The organism is Streptosporangium sp. NPDC002607 (assembly GCF_053592655.1).
The window spans coordinates 104071-122207 of record NZ_JBSFWD010000024.1 but is presented as its reverse complement, the minus strand read 5'-3'; the positions used below and the strand labels follow the sequence as shown (position 1 = coordinate 122207).

The following is an 18137-nucleotide window of genomic DNA, read 5'->3' as shown; positions in this document are numbered from 1 at the left end:
GCGGCCTCGAGGGCGGCGACCCGCGCCTCGAGGTCCTGGAGCCGGTCGTCGACACTGGTCAGGGTTGCCTCACTTCAATGCTGCGCGGACTTTCGCGAAGAAGACGGGATCGGTCGCCATCCGCACAATGAACTGCTGATGAGCATAGCTGCGCATCCCGGAGAACCAGGTCGCCTCAGGCAGTCGCCGCAGTGCGAGGACGGTCTCGCGCGGCTTCTCACCTGGCCGGACGATGTACATGGCCTCGCTGATGACGCCGGGCAGCGCGCCACCCTTGGTGCCGATGAGGAGCGTGCGGGGGTCGGCGCCGGGCTGGCGCATCGGCCACTCCAGGTGCTTGCTCGCCGTCTTGTCCTTCCTGAGTCCGGCGAGCACTTCGCGCAGCACGCCAGGTTCGACGCGGGTCACGGTTTCGGCCCAGGCAGCCTGCTGGGCGAAGCCGGGGAGCGTGGGCCGCACCTGCGTACCGGCCTTGACGTAATTCTTCAGACAGACGTCGGCGGGCAGTGTGCAGCCGCCGAAGGCGCGTAGTATCTCGCCGTTGATGGTACCGACGCCGGTCTGCGCGATCTTGCGCAGCGCGCCGGGGCCGAGGCGGTCGCGCAGCAGGTCGGCGGCGGCGTTGTCACTCTCCTCGATCATGGCGGAGACGACCTGGTCGAGCGTGACGCTCGCACCGGGCTTGAGCCGTTCGAGCGCCGCTTCGTGGGCACCACCATCGGTGCCGGGCAGGTGGTAGGCGTTCCACAGGGCCATGGAGACGCGTTCGCCCGGCTTGACCCTTCCCTTGCGGACGGCGTCGGCGTAGGCGGCGAGATGGATGATCTTGGTGGTCGACGCCACAGGGGTGAGGCGATCGGCGTTGTGGCTGATGCCCTGGGTTACCAGCGCGACGTCGTCGGGGTGGGCCTGGACGTAGGCGAGTACGGCCTCAACGTCCTTGAGTTCGGCGGGGTCGGCGCCGGCGCCGGTCATCGGGACCGCCAGCACTGTGGTCAGGAGCATGCTGAGGATGGGTTGCATTCCTCGATTTAACCATAAAATCGGAATTTCGGAATATCGAGTTTTGAAGCTGACGGGTAGCGGCCGTGGTCACCTCTGGCCAGGGCGGGTGGCGGTCCTCTCCGGTGCCGCCGACGTCGCCGTGGCGGCACCGGTCAGCTCCAGCTCTCGCGACTCGTCTCGACGTCCACGGCCTCGGTGAAGCCGGGGATGGTGCCGATCACCCCGTCGAGGCGGCTGCGGTGTCGCCGGATGATGATCTGGCCACCCTCTTGGGCGATGTCAACCAGGTCTCCCGGGTGAAGGCCGAGCGTGCGCGGCACCGATGCCGGCAGGATCACCTGGTTCTTGCTGGAGATGCGTGCCGGCCCCGTGCGCCTGGCACGCGTCCTCTTGCCGTGCTCCATAACCTTTGCGGTAGCCATCACAAGTAAAGGCGAAACCGTGTCACGTACGGTGGGTGATTGATTTCGGAAAGTTGCCATCCTTTGCCGGTCAGGTGAACCTGAGCGTGATGGCGTCGCTGTGTCCGGACCAGTTCAACGTCAGACGCCAGCACCCCGCCTTGGGCAGGTTGACCGACGAAGGCCCGGGGCCTCCGTCGATCTCGCGGACCACCGACGTCGTCGTCCCGTCCAGCAACGCTTTGATGGTCAGCGGCCGCATCGGCTGCTGCGGCAGCCGCGAGACCCAGAGAATCTTGTTCGTGACCTCAGGATCGGTGGAGGCCACCAGCGGATAGCTGAACAGCACGGCGATGATGTCGCCGTGCTCGCCGAACACGTGGGCCACGCCCGAGCCGTCGTCGCTGAACCCGGTCCTCGCCCAGGTGGGCAGCGCGTCCCGGGTGACGGTGGAAACGCACGCGCCGGCCGGCGGCCGGGCGCCTTCGGCTCTGGGTGCCGGACCGCTCGCCGAGCATCCCGCCGCCAGCATGACGAGTGCGCCGATGGCCGGCAGGCCATATTTGATCGCGGCCATGCTCCATCCTCCACGATGTAGAAAGATCCTCTCGTGTGGATTGTCCGCTGCGGACCGAAAGAAGGCCAGGGCGCTGTGAGCCCCCCGGCAGGGACGCCGCCGGCGAATGTGCTGGTCTGCCGGACCGTGCGTCCGTGGAGTGGCGCGGTGGGTGAGTAGGCGTGGGGCTCAGCGGGCGAGGTTCCCGCCGGTGTGATGTGCACAGATCCCGCTCCCTCGACCACCTGGTCTACGAACGGAAGTTCGCCGCGCAGGGGCGTGTCGCAGAGGTCACGGTACGAACAGGACGATCTTTCCGCGGGCGTGACCGGTGGCGCTCAGTTCGTGGGCCTTCGCGCCGTCGCCGAGCGGGAGGACCGCGTGCAGTGGCACGGTGAACCGGCCCTCGGTGGCCAGGGCGGCCGCCACGGCCAGGCCGGCGTAGCCGGGCTCGTCGGTGTTGCCGGGGCCGCTGTGGGAGAGCCGTACGCCGTGTTCGTGCGCGTTCAGGTCGGCGACGGACACGACCCGGTTCGCGTCACCGGCGATGGCGACGAGGTCGGGAAGTGAGCCGGAGCCCGCGGCGTCGAGCACCGCGTCGACACCGTCGGGTGCCAGGGCGGTGACCCGCTCGATGAGGCCGGGGCCGTAGGTGGTGGGCGTCGCACCGAGGCCGGCGAGGAACTCGTGGTTGTGCCGGCCGGCCGTGCCGATCACGGTGGCCCCTCGGGCGATCGCGAGCTGCACGGTTACCGTGCCGACGCCTCCGGCCGCGCCCTCGATCAGCAGTGTCGTGCCCGTCGTGACGCCCAGTGCGTTCAGGACGCGGGTGGCCGTCTCGACGTTGGCCGCCGCGCCGCCGGCCTGTTCCCAGCTCAGCGCGTCCGGCTTGGCGGCCCACGCGGTGAGCACGGCGAACTCGGCCGCCGCGCCGCCGAGGTCGGCGACGTCGACCACTCCGAAGACGGCGTCGCCGATCGCGACACCGGTGACGCCGTCCCCGATTTCGTCGACGATGCCCGCGGCGTCCACACCGGGGATGTGCGGCAGGTCGAGGGGCAGGAACCGGTGGAACACGCCAGAGCGCAGTTTCCCGTCGGAGGGGGTGACACCGACGGCCCGGACGGTGATGCGGATCTCGCCGGGACCGGCGTGCGGCTCCTCGGCATCGGCGACGGTGAGCACGTCAGGAGGGCCGTACTGGGAGAACTGAAGGGCGAACATGTCGGTGCCTCTCCGGAATGGAACCAAAAAGTGGACGCGGTGTTCCGTTTGCCTCGGACCCTAACATGAAATCGGAACACCCCGTCCACTTGCGCTAAAGTGAGAGACATGATCGCCAATGCCTCTCGGATGCCGAACGACACCGCCGAATCGCAGGGGCTGCGCACCGATGCGCTGCACAATCGCAACCGGATCGTCGAGGCCGCCCGCGAGACCTTCGCCGCACTCGGACTCGACGTGACGATGCGCGAGATCGCCCGGCGCGCCGACGTCGGGGTCGCGACGCTCTACCGCCGCTTTCCCACGAAGGAATCGCTGATCGTCGAGGTGTTCGCCGAGCAGATAGCGGAGTGCGTGTCGGCCGTCGACGACGCCCTCGCGGACCCCGACCCGTGGCACGGATTCTGCATGGTCATCGAGAAGGCGTGCACCATGCAGGCCGTCGACAGGGGATTCACCGCGGCGTTCCTCTCGGCGCTCCCCGGCGCGATCAGCTTCGAGCGGGAACTCGACCACAACGTACGCGGTTTCGCCGAACTGACGCGGCGGGCGAAGGAGAGCGGGCAGCTACGCGCCGACTTCGTGTACGACGATCTCAAGCTCCTGATCATGGCCAACGGAGGCATCAGCGCGGAGTCCCCCGAGGTGACACTGGCCGCGTCGCGCCGGCTGGTAGCCCTGTTGCTCCAGTCCCTCCACGCCCACCCGGCCGACCCGCCCGCCGCCCTTCCACCGGCCGTCGCCCTCGGACCGCATCACCTGGTGAACCCATCGACGAGGTGAACGGCCTCATCAAGGACGATTCTTGGTTTAGCGGACATTTTTCGGCTGATACGGCAATTCGCTTTGCGGCGAGCTTGAAGGAATGACCGGATATTGAGGAATTTGAGGTCATCTGAGTAATCGTTGTAGCCATTGAATCGAACCATCTGGCTGTCGAGCTGCGGCGATGTCGTCCAGCCTCATTGCGCGATCCCGGCAACACGGGACATGTATTCGATCAGATGGGTTTGTGAGAGTGCTTGTCATAGACAACACCGCACCTACACTGAGCAGTGTGACGACCACTGTGACCCTTCGTGGTCCGGCCGCGGCCGTTGCCTATCTTCTGGCGATGGCCCGCTCTCGTGGTGTGCGAATCAACCGCACCAAGCTCACAAAACTTCTCTACCTTGCCGATCTACGTGCTGTCGAGCGCGGACTTCCTCCCGGCTCGGGCGTCGAGTGGAGATGGCGCCACCATGGCCCGCACAGTCTGCGCCTCGCCGAGATCGAGCGAGATCTTCGCGAGGCGGGCATCATCCGGGTGGAAGAGACAACCGATCCTTTCGCCGGTCACCGGGAATGTCTCATCCATCTTGTGGATGCTCCTCAGACGGACATCGATGTCGAGTTCGCGGAGATTGTGAACGCGGTCCTGGCCGACTACGGGCAATGGTCGGCAGGACAGTTGCGCGATCTCACCTGTCAGACGCCTCCGGTGCGGGAGGCCATCAAGCAGCACAGGCATGAGGTGCGGCTTGACCTTGCCGGAGGACCGCCCCTGCCCGACCTCGGCTCTGGGCTTGCCAGGCTCCGCCGGTGGGCCGGGAGTAACCCGCTGCCGGACGACGAGCCCGGCGGTATCGACGATCTCGTCGAAGAGGTCGACCAGTTCGCCGAGCACCGCACTGACGCCACCCGGCATCTCCTGGAGGAATAGTGCCGGGTCCCTACCTGGCTGGCGGTGTCTACCTCGTCAGCGACAAGTCGCTACGCCTCATCCCTGAAGAGGATCGGGTCGTCCATGACGAACGGCGCCCTGTGGTGGTGGTCACAGGAACGGAATCAAACGGTGACCCCGACTGGCCGTTCGTCCTCGCCTGCCCTGTCTCTGGCTCTACCTCACGACGTACTCGCTTTGATGTTCAGTTGGCCAAGGGCCAGGGCGGAGCCGTCAAGAAGTGCTGGATCCGGGTTCCGGCTGTGCAGCCCCTGATGAAATCCGTGCTGGAAGATCGGAGCGGCACCCTGGACGAGGACCTACTCACTCAGGTCCACGGTCGCCTTGCCCAGTACCTCGGCCTTTTGGACTGAGACGGCGGGCCACCTGGGATTGGTCGTCCAGTTCTTTCACCACGACTACGAAGGCGAACCGGCCCGGGACCGGACCTCGGAGCCGGGATGCTCGTGGCCACGGCGCCGACCGCTCGGGGGTGGGACGGGGCCCTCCCCCTGGGGCGGCCCGGCTGAAGCCGGAGTCGGGTCAGGATACGCGCAGCGCGGCGATGAACCATTCGAAGGCAGGGACACCGGGCGGAAACGGCGGCCTGCCGTTGAGCACGCCCACGAGCTGCCAGTACCGCTCCACCCGGCGGTCGGTGAACGTCTCCACCTGGTCGGCCACCCGGATACGGTCTCCGGCGGGCAGTCCCGGATCCACGATCCGATCCAGGATCGCCCTGCCCTCGGCCGACTCGGGGCTGATGCCGTCAGCCACCGCTCTCCCGGCGTGCTCGAGGACCAGAGTGGGGTCGTACGGCTGCGGCCCGGATTCGTCGCCGGGTGTGGCGCCGGCCACCGCCATCTGGCGTACGCGTTCCTGGAAGCCGACGTCACCCACGAGTTCGGCGAGTTCCAGCCAGGCCTCCACCTGTTCCGGGGTGGGTTCGTCCGGCAGCTCTGCCGGGATCTGGCGCATCGAGGCCGCGATGTGGGCCCCTGGCGCCTGTGGGTCGATGCCGTCGAACGTACGGTCGACGAAGTCGTCGATCATTCGCTGCCGTTCCTGAGCGGACAGGCGGATCAACTTGTGCATGAGCATCATCTCCTCGGTCGTGCTTTCCTGTTGGGCGATCGACCGCAGCACTGCCCGGCGCAGGTGGAGGGAGCGGATCTGGGTGTCCAGCGCCCGCACATGTGCCCGCGCGACATCGGCCACCGTGCACTGCCTGGTGAGGACCTTCTGGACGATGTCGAGGTCCAGCCCCAGTTCGCGTAGTGTTCGCACCAGGTCAAGCCGGGCCACCGCCGCCATGTCGTACAGGCGGAAGCCGCCCACCGACCGGCGTGTCGGCGGGATGACATCGATGTCGGACCAGAAGCGGATCGTACGCACCGACAGGCCCGTACGGTCAGCGAGCTGTCCGATGGTGAGCAGTTGGTCGCGGTCGTTCACCACAGCAGCATCAACCCTCCAGCCACTGGAGAGTCAAGCCGATTGCGCGGTTCCTCGGGTCGATGGCCATCGGTCACCGAGCCAGGTCGCGGTTCCGAGGAGGTTCGTCACGACACCGCGTTGACCTGCCCGGGCGGAAATCAGTGCACGATCCGGTCCGGCCCCGGCTCCTGACCGGCATCCGGCGAGGGGTGGCCCTCCTCGTGACCGGTGACGACGACGGGGTCGTTCGGATCGTCGTCCAGGCCGAGGAAGCCGAGGTCGGCCAGGGCACCGAGGCCGACTTCGCGCAGGCGCGGGTGAGGATGTGGTCGCGGCGGGCGGCGAGTCGTTCCGACGCCTCGGGGTCCACCATGCACCGGATCGTAGAAGGCGTACCGACGACCAGGAGCGAGAACCGGCGAACCGGCTGACAGACGATCTACACCGCAGACTGCCGCCTGCGACCAGCACGAGCGTGACGGAGGACCGTCACGCCAGAGCCCTGACCAGCAAATTCAAGTTGGCGGAGGCTCAGTGATCCGGGCGCTGAACCTGCGGGTCTCGCCCGAGTGCCGGGTGACCTCGCGCGGCCGTACCGAGGAGCTCGTCGCGGAAGAGGTGCCCGAGGCGGAGCGGCCGCCGCTGATGGCGGCCTACCAGGAAAAGTACGGCAGTATGCCGACGGTCTCCGCGGTCTTCACGGCGCTGCCCGACCCCGCGGACCATCCGGTGTTCCGCCTCTGGGCACGCGGCTGACCGGCCCCGGGCGTGGGTAGTAGGGCGCGGCGCCCTCACGCTTCGGTGACCGCGGTCGGCTGCGGGAACGTGACGCCGGTCAGCTCCTCGGAGACCGTCCACAGGCGCCGGGCCGTCGCCGGGTCGCTGGCCGCCGGGGAGCGGCCGACCAGGGTCGGGGCGCCGCGCACCTCGCCGAAGCCGTCGGGGCCGACGTAGCTCGCGCCGGGGAGGTCCTGGACGGCGGCGTACAGGGTCGGCAGTGCGCCGGCCTTGTTGTCCTGGGCCACGACCCGCATGACGACGCGGCCCAGCGCGCTGCCGTCGTGGCGCTGCAGGTTCGTGGCGGCCCAGCCGGGGTGTGCGGCCAGGGCGCGCACGGGCGAGTGCGATGCGGCGAGGCGGCGCTGGAGTTCCAGCGTGAACAGCAGGTTGGCCAGCTTGGACTGGCTGTATGCCTTCCTCGGGGCGTACTCGCCGGTGAGGTTGAGGTTGTCGAAGTGGATGTGCGGGGTGCCCGGCTTCTTGTGCGCCTCGGACGACACGGTCACCACCCGGTCGGTGATGTGCGGCAGCAGCAGGTTGGTCAGGGCGAAGTGGCCCAGGTGATTGGTCCCGAACTGCGTCTCGAAGCCGTCCTTGGTGCTGGACTCCGGGGTGTTCATGACGCCGGCGTTGTTGACGAGCAGGTCCAGATCGCCCCGCCAGGCGGCGGCGAACTTACGCACGGAGGCGAGGTCGGCCAGGTCGAGCCGGCGTACCTCCACGCTGCCGTGCACGCGCGCGGCGGCGGCCTCGCCGCGCTTGGGGTCCCGTACCGCGAGCACCACATGGGCGCCCGCGGCGGCCAGCGCCTCGACGGTGGCGATGCCGATACCGCTGTTGGCGCCGGTAACGACGGCAGTGCGACCGTTCTGGTCAGGGATATCGGTGATGGTCCACTTGCCGGGTGCGGCGCTGGGTGCAGTAGTCATGGACGTCATTTGTAGGCGATGCCAACAATGCTGTCAATGACAACAATGGTGACATAGTCAACAATGTAGGCGACATAAACATGACTGATACACTGGCCCTCATGCAGACCCGCCCACGCCGCTATCACCACGGAGACCTGCGCGCCGCCTTGCTGGCCCGCGCCGAGGAGACGCTCCGGGAGAAGGGGGCCGCCGCCCTGTCGTTGCGCGAACTCGCCCGCGACCTCGATGTCAGCCATGCCGCGCCGAGCCGCCACTTCAAGGACAAGCAGGCGCTGCTGGACGCGCTCGCGCTGGTCGGCTACGAACGGATGACCGAGGTCATGTCGGCGTCGCAGGTCGACGCGGGGGAGTCGTGCCGCAAGCGGCTGGAGGCGATGGTCCGCGCGTATGTGGGCTTCTGCCTGGACAACGCCGAACTGCTCGACCTGATGTGTTCGATCAAGCACGACCTACAGGCGTCCGAGGCCCTGCTGGAGGCCGCCGGGCGCTGGTCCGAGCTCATCGAGCGGCTGGTGGCGGAGGGGCAGCGTCAGGGCGAGGTGCGCGAGGGGCCCCTCGAGCGCATCGGCGTCCCGGTCTTCGCGACGCTTCACGGTTACGCCAACCTGGCCGCGACCGGCATGCTCGCTCCGGAGGTCGCGGAACACGGGCTGGACGAGGTGATCGCGTTCATCCTGCGGGGCTGCGCGCCGGACGGGCGGGCCTGACCGGGGACGATCTCCGACTACGAAAATCTTGCCTGCGCCCGGCTTCCTCGGCCTGGACGACGATCCGAACGACCCCGTCGTCGTCACCGGTTACAAGGCCACCCGCGCCCGCAAACTCACCATCAGCCAGAAAGAAGCCAACCGCGTACTCGCCGCCGGACGCGCCCCCGTCGAACACGGCTTCGCCCACCTGAAGAACTGGCGGACGCTCACCAAGCTCCGCACCGACCCCGCCCACGCCACCCACCTCCTGCGCGCCCTGCCGGTCCTGACGAACCTCGAAGTCAACCGCTGACAGACGATCTACAGCGCAGACAGCCGCCCGCGACCAGCACGAGTACCCCGGAAGACCGTCACGCCAGAACCCTGACCAGCACGAGTACCCCGGAAGACCGTCACGCCAGAACCCTGACCAGCAACTTCAAGTTGGCGCTAGCCCAGTGGTCCGGTGGCCGAGGACAAGGACGCGGTGAAGACATCGAGCGCTGATCGCTTGATCTTGTGCGGTGGCGATTCTGTCGGTGGCGAATCGTACGGTGGCGGCGTGATCATTATTTCGGGTTGGATCAGGGTTGATCCCGGTGCTCGTGACGCCTATCTGCGGGGCTGTGTCAGCGTGGTCGAGCAGGCGCGTGCCTCGGCCGGCTGCCTCGACTTCGCACTCGGCGCCGACCTCGTCGAAGCCGATCGGATCAACGTCTACGAGCGCTGGGAGTCCGAGGAGAGTCTCGACGCCTTCCGAGGCTCCGGGCCGAGCGACGACCAGACGGCGATGATTCGCGACGCCGAGGTGGCCCGCCACCAGATCTCCGGAGTCGGCCCCGCCTGAGTGGGTCAGCCAGGCCAGCCGGCCGGGTTCGAAAACGACTCGCGTGAGATTTTCGATCCGGTGTCCGGGAAAGCTCCATGGCGCTCGCGGTGCAGGTGGGCGAAGAAGTAACACATCCCCTCACACTCGGCATCCAGCACCGCCTTCTTCGGATCCTTGGCCACCGCGGCGTAGAAGTCGCGGCCCAGCGCGACGATGAAGCCGCGCGCATAGAGGAAACCGTCATCGGAACCGTCGGTGACCGCATGGATGTCCGCGCGGTCGATGTCATGGAGCTTGGCCTCGACCACCCGATCGAGGTCCGTCAACTCGTCCGCCGACAACCCCTCGCTGATGGAGCCGAGGTTGCTCAGGAACTTCTTCAGAGCGGCTTCGACCACGGCGAACGGCGGCTTGCCGTAAGGGTCCTCGTCGGGAGCAGGCGTCCGCTGTGCCAGCTCCCGACGCGCCTGATTGACGTCCACCCCCAGTGGCGCCCAGGCCGCCTCCACCAGGCCCCAGAAACCTTCCTCGTCCTTCAATGCTCGTCGCCCCTCTCGTGCCCAACCCTGCGATCTGTGCCGCTCACCCAACCAGGAGGCACTGACAATTAGTACTCCAGCCGCAGATCATGATCTTCACCGTTCGTGAGCGGCCTGTCGTTTGTAGTGGCTGGATCGGACGCGTACCTGGTGGCGCCGCCGCCAGCGGGACCAATGCACAAGGAGATCCGCCGCCGCACCGACGTGGTCGGGATCTTCCCCGACCGGGCCTCGATCGTCCGTCTCGTTGGTGCGGTTTTGGCCGAGCAGACCGACGAGTGGACCGAGGCTCGCCGCTACATGGGCCTCGACGTCTTGGCCAAGACCCGGATGCGTGTCATCTCCGGCGACACACCGCAGCACAATCCCATTCCACCGGCACTTACCGCTCAACCTGCAGAAACAGGATCACGCGGAGATCAACTCATACACCACTCCGCTGGACGTGACCTACGGGCGTTCCGTGAGTAACTCCGCCAGGCGGTCCGCAAATTCGATGAGCCAGTCCAAGCGTGCTCCGCTGCGGGCAATACGGAAGCCGTGGCGGCGGCCCCAAAAAGCAGCCTGGACGGCATGAAACTGGGCCCAACGCCGGGCACGCTCGCGATCGACTTCCGCGGCCTCGGCGAAGACGTCCACCGTACGGTCGACAGCCTTCCGCAGGTCGTCCGCTTCGAGGAGCGTCAGCGCGCGCGACTTGAGCAGCGTGCCGCCGTCGTACGCGGGGTCTCCTGCGTACCCCTTGGGGTCGACGGCCAGCCAGGGCTCACGATCGGCCCGCAGAATGTTTTTGGCGTGCAGGTCGCCATGGATGAGGATGTCCAGCTGAACTCGGCCCAGCTCACGGACGGTCGCCACGGCGGCGTCCACCACGTAACGCGGCAGTGTGTGCGTCAGTTCCTCAGCGTCCTTGCGTAGCTGCTCTTCCCAGGCGTCGGCCTGCTCCCGCAGCCGGGGCAGACCAGGCGGCGCGGGGATGGCCAGTCGGCGACTGATCCGCCCTGCGACTGTTACCACCTCATCGCCATCTTCGACCTCCGCCAGCGTCGACGCCTGGACTCGCTCGAGCAGCATGGCGAAATGCTCGTCGTCGCGTTCGTGCAGCAGAACAGCTCCGCGCCCACCCCACGCCGCGAATGCGTCCGGCTCATGGACGTTGCCGGGATGCGGAAACGACACCTTCAGCACAGCGGTCCCCTCGGCCCGCCGTCGCACCGGGACGATGATCCCGACACCCCCGTGCATGACGTTGCCGTCCGGCGCGTACCCCCAGCGCCCCAGCAGCTCGTCCACGATCCTGGGCAGTTCGGCGAGCCACGCCGCTCCAGGCTCTCCTTCACGTTCGACAGTGCTCCGCGCGAACGTCTCTGGTATCTCGATCATTCGGGGCACCCTAGCGCCGGCCCGAATGCGCCACCAGGCCTGAGCCCAAGCCGACCATTAGCCCCGGCAGGCAGAGCTCCGACCGTGAAGATCACGATCTACGGCTGGAGTATTTAGCCCCCGTCCAGGCGATGACCAGCCAATATCAGCGGAGGTGGTGTACGACACTCGCTCAACCTCTACAACCGGACTACTGCACGGGTGTACGTCAATGCGACGGCCATGTCGGTAAGTTCCCTGGTCGGGACGGACCGCAGAGCGACACGGACAACCAGCCGTGGCGCAAGGTAGTTGATCAAGCACTTTCGGTTACGGGATGGTGTTCGGGTACTGATCGAACTTGCCCAGGAGGCACCATGTTGCTTGCCCGCCATCTGCTGTCCGGCGCCATCGCCGTCGTCGCCGCGAGTGCGGTCACCGCCCTGCCCGCCGAGGCCACCGTCCAGCAGTCCGCTAGCCACACTGCTGTCGCCGGACCTGCCGTGTGCGTGGACGCCAACGGCACCCGCACCAACGGCACCCCGGTGCACCTGTGGCAGTGCTTCGCAGGCAACACCAACCAGAAGTTCGTGATTGACGACGGCATGATCAAGGTCAAGGACACCCTCGGCTCCGCCACCCCGATGTGCGTGGACGCCAACAGCACACGTACCAACGGCACTCGGGTGCACCTGTGGGAATGCGCGAACACCAACACCAACCAGAAGTTCGTGGTCGACGACGGCATGATCAAGGTCAAGGACACCCTCGGCTCCGCCACCCCGATGTGCGTGGACGCCAACAGCACACGTACCAACGGCACTCGGGTGCACCTGTGGGAATGCGCGAACACCAACACCAACCAGAAGTTCGTGATCGACGACGGCATGATCAAAGTTAAGGACACCCTGGCCTGACCGGCAGCCACGCCGGAAACACAAAGGGCCGGGACCACCCGTCCGCGTCCTGGGCGGCGGCGCGGAGCGCTGCCGCCTGGTTGACCTACACAAGTTTCGGCCGGTGCTTCGGAGATCGCACAGCTCGTCATGAAGTCCGATTCCGCCGGAAATCAAAGGGAATTCAGGTGATATCCGCAATAGGCTCGTGGGGTGGTGCTTTCCGAGCTTCGACGTGAGATGGTGCTCGCCGCCATCACCGAGTTCGACCAGCTGGGCCGTGACGCCTTTCTCCAGCTGTACGGTTACCGCCCCGCCATCGGCTACTTTCTCGTCCACGGCGGTAAGCGGTACGACTCCAAGGCGATCGCCGGAGTCGCCTACCGAGGAGTCAACGGCAGCCCCCTGCGTCCTGACGAGTTCTCCGGTGGGAACGCCACCGTTGCCAGGGTGCTCGGCGACCTCGGCTTCGAGGTGACGAGACCGGGGCAGGCTGCCGAAGTGCCCTCCATCGAAGACCTCCTGCAGAAGGTCGACTCGCTCAAGCCCGCCGTGTCTCCCACGACCGGTGCGCAGAAACGGCACCAGCCGTTGACCCTGCTCTGGGCGATCGGCCGCGCGGCTCGGGGCGAGTCACGTCTCACGCCGTGGGAGAGCACCTACCGCGAGCTCGGATGGCTCATCGAGGAGTTCGGTCTTGAGGAGGATCGGCCCAACCCGGAGTTCCCCGTGTTGTGGCTCTACCACCACGGCCTGTGGGATCTGCCCGGCCACGCGAATGTGCCGCATGCCAGTGGCCGGCCCGCGCAGCAGTGGATGAAAGAGCAGCAGCCGGACAGCGGCCTGCGGCCATGGGTGTATGGGATCGTCACCGGTCAGGCGGACACCCGGGCCCAGATCGTCGTGCGGCTTCTCAGTGCGTACTTTCATGGCGTCGACCACAACGCGCTTCTCGCCAGGGTCGGGTTGGACGCGGTCACCTCCGACACCGGTCGCGTTCGCGATGGGTCTCCTACGCCTGGCCGTGTCGAGTCCATTGTGGAGCGCGTCATCCGCGACTCCCTGCTCGCCGAGCAGATCAAGCGCGCGCACGACTACCACTGCCAGATCTGCGGCGGCCGTCTCACTCTCCAGCAGGGTTTCTACGCGGAGGGAGCCCACATCCGCCCGCTCGGAAAGCCGCACAACGGCCCCGACGAGCCCGGCAACCTGCTGTGTCTCTGCCCCAACCACCACGTCCTGCTCGACCGAGGCGCGATCACCGTCCAAGCCGACCTCATGGTGACGGACCTGACGTCCGGCGCCTCACTCGGCCATCTCCGAGTCGCCCAGAACCACGAGATCAGCCAGGATCACCTGGACTACCACCGGAAGGTCATCGCCGAGCAGAGCTGAGCCGAAGCCGTCCTCACACTCCGCACCGTGACCGCCAGCGGCGACCTCGACGCCTACTGGTGCTTTCATGCCACCCGCGAGCATCAGCGCCTCTACCACGCCTCTGAACAGCAGGACTACGACCTCACGGCTTGATCACGGACTTCCCTGAAGATATCGCCACACCCAACAGAGTTGACGTCCGAGGCATCCTGGGGTCTCCTGCTGCGATGTCTGATCTTCGCATCCAGCAGCCGGACGGCGACGCCACGCTCAAAGACTGGCAGTACGCCCACAACGTGATCATTCCTACCCACTCCCTCTCCCTGGACGAGGTACGGGAACGCGCCCAGCGCAACCACCTGGAGATCGCGTACCTCGATGATGACCTCGTGGGCTGCAGTACGGTGCGCCCGCCGACGGACGAAACACTGACGGCCACAGTCATCGCCCGCGTGCTCGCCGCTCACCGCAGGCGGGGGTTCGGCGAGGAACTGTATGTGCGCGGGCTCAACCAGGCCCGGGAACTGGGGGCCGAGGTGATCGAGACCGTCGTCCTGTCCTCCAACGAGGACGGACTGCGGTTCGCGCTGAAGCACGGCTTCGTCGAGATCGAGCGATACCTGCTGCCCGGAGACACCATCCCCTGGATCGACTTGCGGCTCTCCTGACTGGAACAGACCCGATGTGGCCTCACGGCCTGATCCACACTTTCCCTCCAGAAGAGCCACGCCCATCGAAGTTCCCACCTCACTTTCCACGTGAGGGTTAGGCGTTGCTGCTTCGTGGCGAGTGCTGGACTTCGAGGTCGTTCATCTGGGTCAGCAGGTCCTGGGCGTTTCTGGCCTTCGAGGGGACCAGGGGCGTTGGGGAGCCAGGTGGGGAAGGCCCAGTAGCGGCGGGCCCAGCGGCGCCAGAGGATGACCCACCCCGGGTGCCGGGCTTCCAGATCGCGGGCCAGGTCGGTGGCGCTGTCCGTGCTTGCTGCGTGGGGGGCGGTAGGCACGGGGTCTGCTCCGCGACGGCGGCGGCCTTTGGGGCGGAGGGGTTCGCTTACCGGGGTGGCCATGGGGAACCGTCGCTTTCCGTGGTGGCTGAGTGGGGGAGGCCGGCGTCCCGGACGAGGGTGGGATCAGGTCCGTAGACGCCGGCCCCTGTACGGTCCACGCCCGATACGGGGGAGTCGGCGTGGACCGGCTCCGGGGTCAGCGGGGATCGGGGGGATCCCGGCTGCCCGGAGGTCGGGGGAGGTTAGGGCCGGGTGGGGAGGTCGAACCAGACGCCGGTGCCGAGTTGGCCGGTGCCGCACAGCCGGGTCCATTGGGTGCCGCAGCGTCCGTGGGTGAGTTCGGTGACGATGCGCAGGCCCCGGCCGCCGAGTTCGAGATCGTCGAGACGTTCGGGGAGGGGCAGGGGGCGGTTTAACAGGTGTTCGATGAGGGTGGTTCCAGCTCCGGCGTCGACGACCTCGGTTCTGACCGGCAGGCCGTGGTCGTGTAGGAGGCGGAGTTCGTAGGGGCCGGGGGCGTAGCGGGTGGCGTTGGTGACCAGCTCGGAGACCACGATCTCCAGCTCGTCGAGTACGTCTGAGGCCAGGGGCAGCTTGGCCAGCTGGTCACGGAACAGCTCCCGAGCACGCCGGGCCGCGCTGGTGGGAGGCAGACACCAGGCGGTCACCCGGAAGCGTCCCAACGGTTTGTCGTGTTCGTTGAAGGGCTGGGTAAGAATGTTGTCGCGTCTCATCGAGGTAAGAGGATCTTTGTTCAGAGATCCATCCATGGACGGCCGGAAATTCGAAGAATTCACTGGTTCATGCCACCCCTTCTTTTCGCGTTGCCGTAGACCAGACCGGTAATCCCCGCTTGACTGGACAACACAAGAGTGCGCCTTTTCGAGGGGCTGCCACAGCGCGCTCAAGGGGGCGCAAATGTGCACTCGGGAGGAGGAGAAATGGCGGAGCAGATGCCTAATGACCGATTGGCCCGACTTATCAAAGAAGCCGGGTTTTCTCGTAAATCGTTTGCTCGTGCGGTCCGAGGCGCCTCAGAGAACGCCGGAACTCCCATCAACTGTGATCACACGTCGGTGAGTCGATGGCTGAACGGCATGCAGCCTCGCGACGACACCGCAGGGCTGATCACCGTGACGTTGAGCCGAGCCCTGGGACGTACGGTCACCTTCTCCGACGCCGGGCTGTCATCCTCGGCCAAGCTGCCGGTGGACCTGGGATTGGCCTATCCCGAAGCGCTAGCCGAGGGGATGGAGACGGTCACGCGACTGTGGCAGGCCGACCTCGACGAGGCATGGGTCGCACTCAACGGACAAATCAACGCACGAGCATGGAACGACGCTTCCCTGACCTGGCTCCTCGCGACGTCGCTGTCCACCGATGAAAGAGAATCTCGGATAGGCGAGGCCGACATCGCGCGATTCCGCGCCACGGTTGATCTGTTCGCGCAGATGGACAACCGGTTCGGCGGGGAGCACGCGAGACGTTCTTTCATCCACTATCTGAATACGGACGCCACCCGCCTTCTACGTGGTCGGACTTCGGAGAAGACGAGCCCTCGTCTCGTCTCCGTAGTGGCCGAAGCCACTCTTCTGGCCGCCTGGATGTCATACGACAGCGGCCTGCATGCTCTGGCCCAGCGCTACTTCATCCAAGCCCTCGGCCTGGCCCAGGCGGCAGACGACCGGCTGCTGGCCGCCGGTGTTCTCGATGCCATGAGCCACCAGGCCACCTTCGTCGGCCGATATCGCGAAGCCGTCAACCTGGCCCGAGCAGCCCGCCAGGGAACAGCCGGGGCGGCTACCCCGACGCTGACAGCGCACTTCCACACGATGGAGGCCCGAGCGCTGGCACGCCTGGGCGATGCCCCTGCCTGTGATCGTGCTCTGACTCAGGCCGTACGGGAGTTCGAGCGGCGAAACCCTGACGACGACCCGGACTGGATCGGCTACTTCGACGAGGCCGAACTCGCCGCCGAGTTCGGACACTGCTTTCGTGACCTGGGACGTCCGGTGGTGGCCAGCCAGTACGTGACCCCGTGCGTCAGGACCGACCGGGACGGTGAGTATCTGCGCAGCGACTTCTTCGCCACGATGGTTCTCGCGGACGCGCACCTCGGCGCGAGGGAGGTAGAACAGGCGTGCTTGGTCGCCCTGGACGCGCTGAGAGCAGGTGAGCAGTTACGCTCGGCCCGCTGTGTGAGCTACCTTCGTGAGTTCTCGGTGCGGCTCACGCCGACGGTCACCTCCGCGGAACTCGGCGACTTCTACGAGCAGGCAGCGGATTTCTCCCTGTGGCAGCAGGTGATGGCGGCTCAGTAGGGCTCCCAATCGCCTCGGTCGGCGTCGGTCCGCAACGCCCGGATCCGCTTGCGCACCTCGGCGGCGGCCCGCTCGTCCTGACCTGCCTTCTGGCTGAGCCAGGTGACCATGAGGAACTCTCGGACATCGCCCAGGATCTGGTAGCCGGGCCAGCGCATCACGTCGAAGCCGTAAGCCTGGGTGTAGGCGTCGTACTCCTGGGCGGTGTGCCAGCCGAAGCGTTCGTAGTAGATCGCGGTGAGGACGAGGTCCCACTCGCGAGGCCCAAGCGCGAAGCCGTCCAGATCGAGTAGCACCGGGCGGCCGGTACGGTCGCGAATGACGTTGCCCACGCTCGCATCCCCATGGATCACACCTTGGGGAAGCTCGAAACTCAGTGCCGCGTAGTCATCGCTGAGTTGAGCGAGCCGCTCGCGTAGGAACGAGGCGTCCTCGGAACTGAACCAGTCGTTGCCCGCGATCCGGCGTTCCACCCGCGAGAAGGGCTCCAGCCGGGGGAGCCGCAACCCCGCCGGTGCTTCCATCGTGTGGAGCCTGGTGAGCAGGGTGCCCAGTTCGGCGGGCGAGGCGTAGTTCTCGACCTCGGAAAGGGACTCCCAGAACGTGACGACGCGCTCGTCCACGGCGAGAGGCTGGTCGAAAGGGAGCGTACGCACGGCGGGGAAGCCCTCGATGGCCAGCCAGCGGGCTACCGCGACTTCCTTCTGAGCATCATCTATGTACGCCGCCGTCCGACCGATGCGCGCGACCACGGGTGAATCCAGGCGGTAGACCGCGTTCTCCCCGAGCCGGATCAACCGGGCGTTCGATGGATCGAGCCCGACTCGTGCGCATGCCCGCAGAAGCGTGGCCTTGGTGCTCTCAGGGGTGAAGGGAGATCCGGGGCGATCAGCGGGCGATACAGCCGTTTGACTCTCGGTCATGAACCGAACGCTATCCCCTGCGTCGGGAACCGGCTCCAGCCCCCACAACCCGAAGCTGTTCAGAACCTGGTTGCCTCACTCCTGCGCGCGCTGCGAACTCACATCAGCTGTATCGCCTTGGTGGGGAGGACCTGGTGCGGAGAGCCAGGAAGCCGGGA

General features: G+C 66.7%; 22 protein-coding genes and 1 pseudogene. 13 read left to right on the top strand and 10 right to left on the bottom strand.

Going from position 1 to position 18137, the window contains the following annotated elements; all coding sequences use genetic code 11:
* Positions 1-69: 69 nt before the first annotated feature.
* From ACWD3H_RS26020 to ACWD3H_RS26005, 4 genes are all read right to left on the bottom strand, one after another.
* Positions 70-1023, bottom strand: a complete 954-nt coding sequence (locus tag ACWD3H_RS26020; RefSeq protein ID WP_451956844.1) for a serine hydrolase — start codon at positions 1021-1023, stop codon at positions 70-72.
* A 134-nt stretch (positions 1024-1157) separates the two neighbouring features.
* Positions 1158-1409, bottom strand: a complete 252-nt coding sequence (locus ACWD3H_RS26015; protein ID WP_451956843.1) for an AbrB/MazE/SpoVT family DNA-binding domain-containing protein — start codon at positions 1407-1409, stop codon at positions 1158-1160.
* 88 nt (positions 1410-1497) lie between these two features.
* Positions 1498-1983 (bottom strand): hypothetical protein, encoded by a 486-nt coding sequence (locus tag ACWD3H_RS26010; protein WP_451956842.1) that lies wholly within the window; start codon positions 1981-1983, stop codon positions 1498-1500.
* A gap of 270 nt (positions 1984-2253) precedes the next feature.
* The gene (locus tag ACWD3H_RS26005; RefSeq protein ID WP_451956841.1) at positions 2254-3186 is read right to left on the bottom strand and encodes an NADP-dependent oxidoreductase; all 933 of its coding nucleotides are present in this window, start codon (positions 3184-3186) and stop codon (positions 2254-2256) included.
* Between the two features lie 108 nt (positions 3187-3294).
* Between ACWD3H_RS26005 and ACWD3H_RS26000 the strand changes: the two genes are divergently transcribed.
* From ACWD3H_RS26000 to ACWD3H_RS25990, 3 genes are all read left to right on the top strand, one after another.
* Complete coding sequence (locus tag ACWD3H_RS26000) at positions 3295-3969, top strand: TetR/AcrR family transcriptional regulator (RefSeq protein WP_451956840.1); 675 nt, start codon at positions 3295-3297, stop codon at positions 3967-3969.
* Positions 3970-4243: 274 nt separating this feature from the next.
* The gene (locus ACWD3H_RS25995) at positions 4244-4888 is read left to right on the top strand and encodes a type II toxin-antitoxin system antitoxin SocA domain-containing protein (RefSeq protein ID WP_451956839.1); all 645 of its coding nucleotides are present in this window, start codon (positions 4244-4246) and stop codon (positions 4886-4888) included.
* Positions 4888-5262, top strand: a complete 375-nt coding sequence (locus ACWD3H_RS25990; protein ID WP_451956838.1) for a type II toxin-antitoxin system PemK/MazF family toxin — start codon at positions 4888-4890, stop codon at positions 5260-5262. The genes ACWD3H_RS25995 and ACWD3H_RS25990 overlap by 1 nt, the downstream gene beginning before the upstream one ends.
* Positions 5263-5431: 169 nt before the next feature.
* Here ACWD3H_RS25990 and ACWD3H_RS25985 read toward each other — a convergent pair whose 3' ends face one another.
* A complete protein-coding gene (locus ACWD3H_RS25985) occupies positions 5432-6343 on the bottom strand; it encodes a helix-turn-helix domain-containing protein (RefSeq protein ID WP_451956837.1) in 912 nt (303 codons plus the stop codon).
* A 143-nt stretch (positions 6344-6486) separates the two neighbouring features.
* Here ACWD3H_RS25985 and ACWD3H_RS25980 point away from each other — a divergent pair, with 143 nt between their 5' ends.
* A complete protein-coding gene (locus ACWD3H_RS25980; RefSeq protein ID WP_451956836.1) occupies positions 6487-6756 on the top strand; it encodes a hypothetical protein in 270 nt (89 codons plus the stop codon).
* A 103-nt stretch (positions 6757-6859) separates the two neighbouring features.
* On the top strand, positions 6860-7081 hold the full coding sequence (locus tag ACWD3H_RS25975) for a hypothetical protein (RefSeq protein WP_451956835.1): 222 nt from the start codon (positions 6860-6862) through the stop codon (positions 7079-7081).
* A 35-nt stretch (positions 7082-7116) separates the two neighbouring features.
* Here the strand turns inward: ACWD3H_RS25975 and ACWD3H_RS25970 are convergent, their stop codons facing one another.
* Complete coding sequence (locus ACWD3H_RS25970; RefSeq protein ID WP_451956834.1) at positions 7117-8034, bottom strand: oxidoreductase; 918 nt, start codon at positions 8032-8034, stop codon at positions 7117-7119.
* A gap of 101 nt (positions 8035-8135) precedes the next feature.
* On the opposite strand from ACWD3H_RS25970, the gene ACWD3H_RS25965 reads away from it, so the two are divergent.
* From ACWD3H_RS25965 to ACWD3H_RS25955, 3 genes are all read left to right on the top strand, one after another.
* The gene (locus ACWD3H_RS25965) at positions 8136-8744 is read left to right on the top strand and encodes a TetR/AcrR family transcriptional regulator (RefSeq protein WP_451956833.1); all 609 of its coding nucleotides are present in this window, start codon (positions 8136-8138) and stop codon (positions 8742-8744) included.
* A 28-nt stretch (positions 8745-8772) separates the two neighbouring features.
* A complete protein-coding gene (locus ACWD3H_RS25960) occupies positions 8773-9039 on the top strand; it encodes a transposase family protein (RefSeq protein ID WP_451956832.1) in 267 nt (88 codons plus the stop codon).
* Between the two features lie 153 nt (positions 9040-9192).
* Positions 9193-9573, top strand: coding sequence for a putative quinol monooxygenase (locus ACWD3H_RS25955; protein WP_451956831.1), 381 nt, complete (start codon positions 9193-9195; stop codon positions 9571-9573).
* A 5-nt stretch (positions 9574-9578) separates the two neighbouring features.
* Here the strand turns inward: ACWD3H_RS25955 and ACWD3H_RS25950 are convergent, their stop codons facing one another.
* Positions 9579-10094: a DUF4240 domain-containing protein gene (locus ACWD3H_RS25950; protein ID WP_451956830.1), complete on the bottom strand. Its 516-nt coding sequence runs from the start codon at positions 10092-10094 to the stop codon at positions 9579-9581.
* Positions 10095-10256: 162 nt separating this feature from the next.
* Here ACWD3H_RS25950 and ACWD3H_RS25945 point away from each other — a divergent pair.
* Positions 10257-10469, top strand: a pseudogene (locus ACWD3H_RS25945) (transposase); the annotation flags it as partial.
* Between the two features lie 75 nt (positions 10470-10544).
* Here the strand turns inward: ACWD3H_RS25945 and ACWD3H_RS25940 are convergent.
* Positions 10545-11477 carry an aminoglycoside phosphotransferase family protein gene (locus ACWD3H_RS25940; RefSeq protein WP_451956829.1) on the bottom strand — a complete coding sequence of 311 codons (933 nt, stop codon included), beginning with the start codon at positions 11475-11477 and terminating at the stop codon, positions 10545-10547.
* Between the two features lie 356 nt (positions 11478-11833).
* Here ACWD3H_RS25940 and ACWD3H_RS25935 point away from each other — a divergent pair, with 356 nt between their 5' ends.
* The 3 genes from ACWD3H_RS25935 to ACWD3H_RS25925 all read left to right on the top strand — a co-directional run bounded on the left by ACWD3H_RS25935 (position 11834) and on the right by ACWD3H_RS25925 (position 14397).
* Positions 11834-12373, top strand: coding sequence for an RICIN domain-containing protein (locus ACWD3H_RS25935; RefSeq protein WP_451956828.1), 540 nt, complete (start codon positions 11834-11836; stop codon positions 12371-12373).
* A 192-nt stretch (positions 12374-12565) separates the two neighbouring features.
* A complete protein-coding gene (locus tag ACWD3H_RS25930; RefSeq protein WP_451956827.1) occupies positions 12566-13747 on the top strand; it encodes an HNH endonuclease in 1182 nt (393 codons plus the stop codon).
* 209 nt (positions 13748-13956) lie between these two features.
* Positions 13957-14397, top strand: coding sequence for a GNAT family N-acetyltransferase (locus ACWD3H_RS25925; protein ID WP_355613854.1), 441 nt, complete (start codon positions 13957-13959; stop codon positions 14395-14397).
* A 580-nt stretch (positions 14398-14977) separates the two neighbouring features.
* Here ACWD3H_RS25925 and ACWD3H_RS25920 read toward each other — a convergent pair.
* On the bottom strand, positions 14978-15469 hold the full coding sequence (locus ACWD3H_RS25920) for an ATP-binding protein (RefSeq protein ID WP_451956826.1): 492 nt from the start codon (positions 15467-15469) through the stop codon (positions 14978-14980).
* A 207-nt stretch (positions 15470-15676) separates the two neighbouring features.
* Here ACWD3H_RS25920 and ACWD3H_RS25915 point away from each other — a divergent pair, with 207 nt between their 5' ends.
* Positions 15677-17056, top strand: coding sequence for a hypothetical protein (locus tag ACWD3H_RS25915; protein ID WP_451956825.1), 1380 nt, complete (start codon positions 15677-15679; stop codon positions 17054-17056).
* On the opposite strand, the gene ACWD3H_RS25910 is transcribed toward ACWD3H_RS25915, so the two are convergent.
* Positions 17050-17979, bottom strand: coding sequence for a phosphotransferase enzyme family protein (locus ACWD3H_RS25910; protein ID WP_451956824.1), 930 nt, complete (start codon positions 17977-17979; stop codon positions 17050-17052). The genes ACWD3H_RS25915 and ACWD3H_RS25910 overlap by 7 nt on opposite strands.
* Positions 17980-18137 lie beyond the last annotated feature (158 nt).

Excerpts from the sequence above, each read along its gene's own strand:
- ACWD3H_RS26020 (WP_451956844.1), bottom strand. The coding sequence starts at position 1,023 with ATGCAACCCATCCTCAGCATGCTCCTGACCACAGTGCTGGCGGTCCCG.
- ACWD3H_RS26015 (WP_451956843.1), bottom strand. The coding sequence starts at position 1,409 with ATGGAGCACGGCAAGAGGACGCGTGCCAGGCGCACGGGGCCGGCACGC.
- ACWD3H_RS26010 (WP_451956842.1), bottom strand. The coding sequence starts at position 1,983 with ATGGCCGCGATCAAATATGGCCTGCCGGCCATCGGCGCACTCGTCATG.
- ACWD3H_RS26005 (WP_451956841.1), bottom strand. The coding sequence starts at position 3,186 with ATGTTCGCCCTTCAGTTCTCCCAGTACGGCCCTCCTGACGTGCTCACC.
- ACWD3H_RS26000 (WP_451956840.1), top strand. The coding sequence starts at position 3,295 with ATGATCGCCAATGCCTCTCGGATGCCGAACGACACCGCCGAATCGCAG.
- ACWD3H_RS25970 (WP_451956834.1), bottom strand. The coding sequence starts at position 8,034 with ATGACTACTGCACCCAGCGCCGCACCCGGCAAGTGGACCATCACCGAT.
- ACWD3H_RS25965 (WP_451956833.1), top strand. The coding sequence starts at position 8,136 with ATGCAGACCCGCCCACGCCGCTATCACCACGGAGACCTGCGCGCCGCC.
- ACWD3H_RS25940 (WP_451956829.1), bottom strand. The coding sequence starts at position 11,477 with ATGATCGAGATACCAGAGACGTTCGCGCGGAGCACTGTCGAACGTGAA.
- ACWD3H_RS25935 (WP_451956828.1), top strand. The coding sequence starts at position 11,834 with ATGTTGCTTGCCCGCCATCTGCTGTCCGGCGCCATCGCCGTCGTCGCC.
- ACWD3H_RS25925 (WP_355613854.1), top strand. The coding sequence starts at position 13,957 with ATGTCTGATCTTCGCATCCAGCAGCCGGACGGCGACGCCACGCTCAAA.
- ACWD3H_RS25920 (WP_451956826.1), bottom strand. The coding sequence starts at position 15,469 with ATGAGACGCGACAACATTCTTACCCAGCCCTTCAACGAACACGACAAA.
- ACWD3H_RS25915 (WP_451956825.1), top strand. The coding sequence starts at position 15,677 with ATGGCGGAGCAGATGCCTAATGACCGATTGGCCCGACTTATCAAAGAA.
- ACWD3H_RS25910 (WP_451956824.1), bottom strand. The coding sequence starts at position 17,979 with ATGACCGAGAGTCAAACGGCTGTATCGCCCGCTGATCGCCCCGGATCT.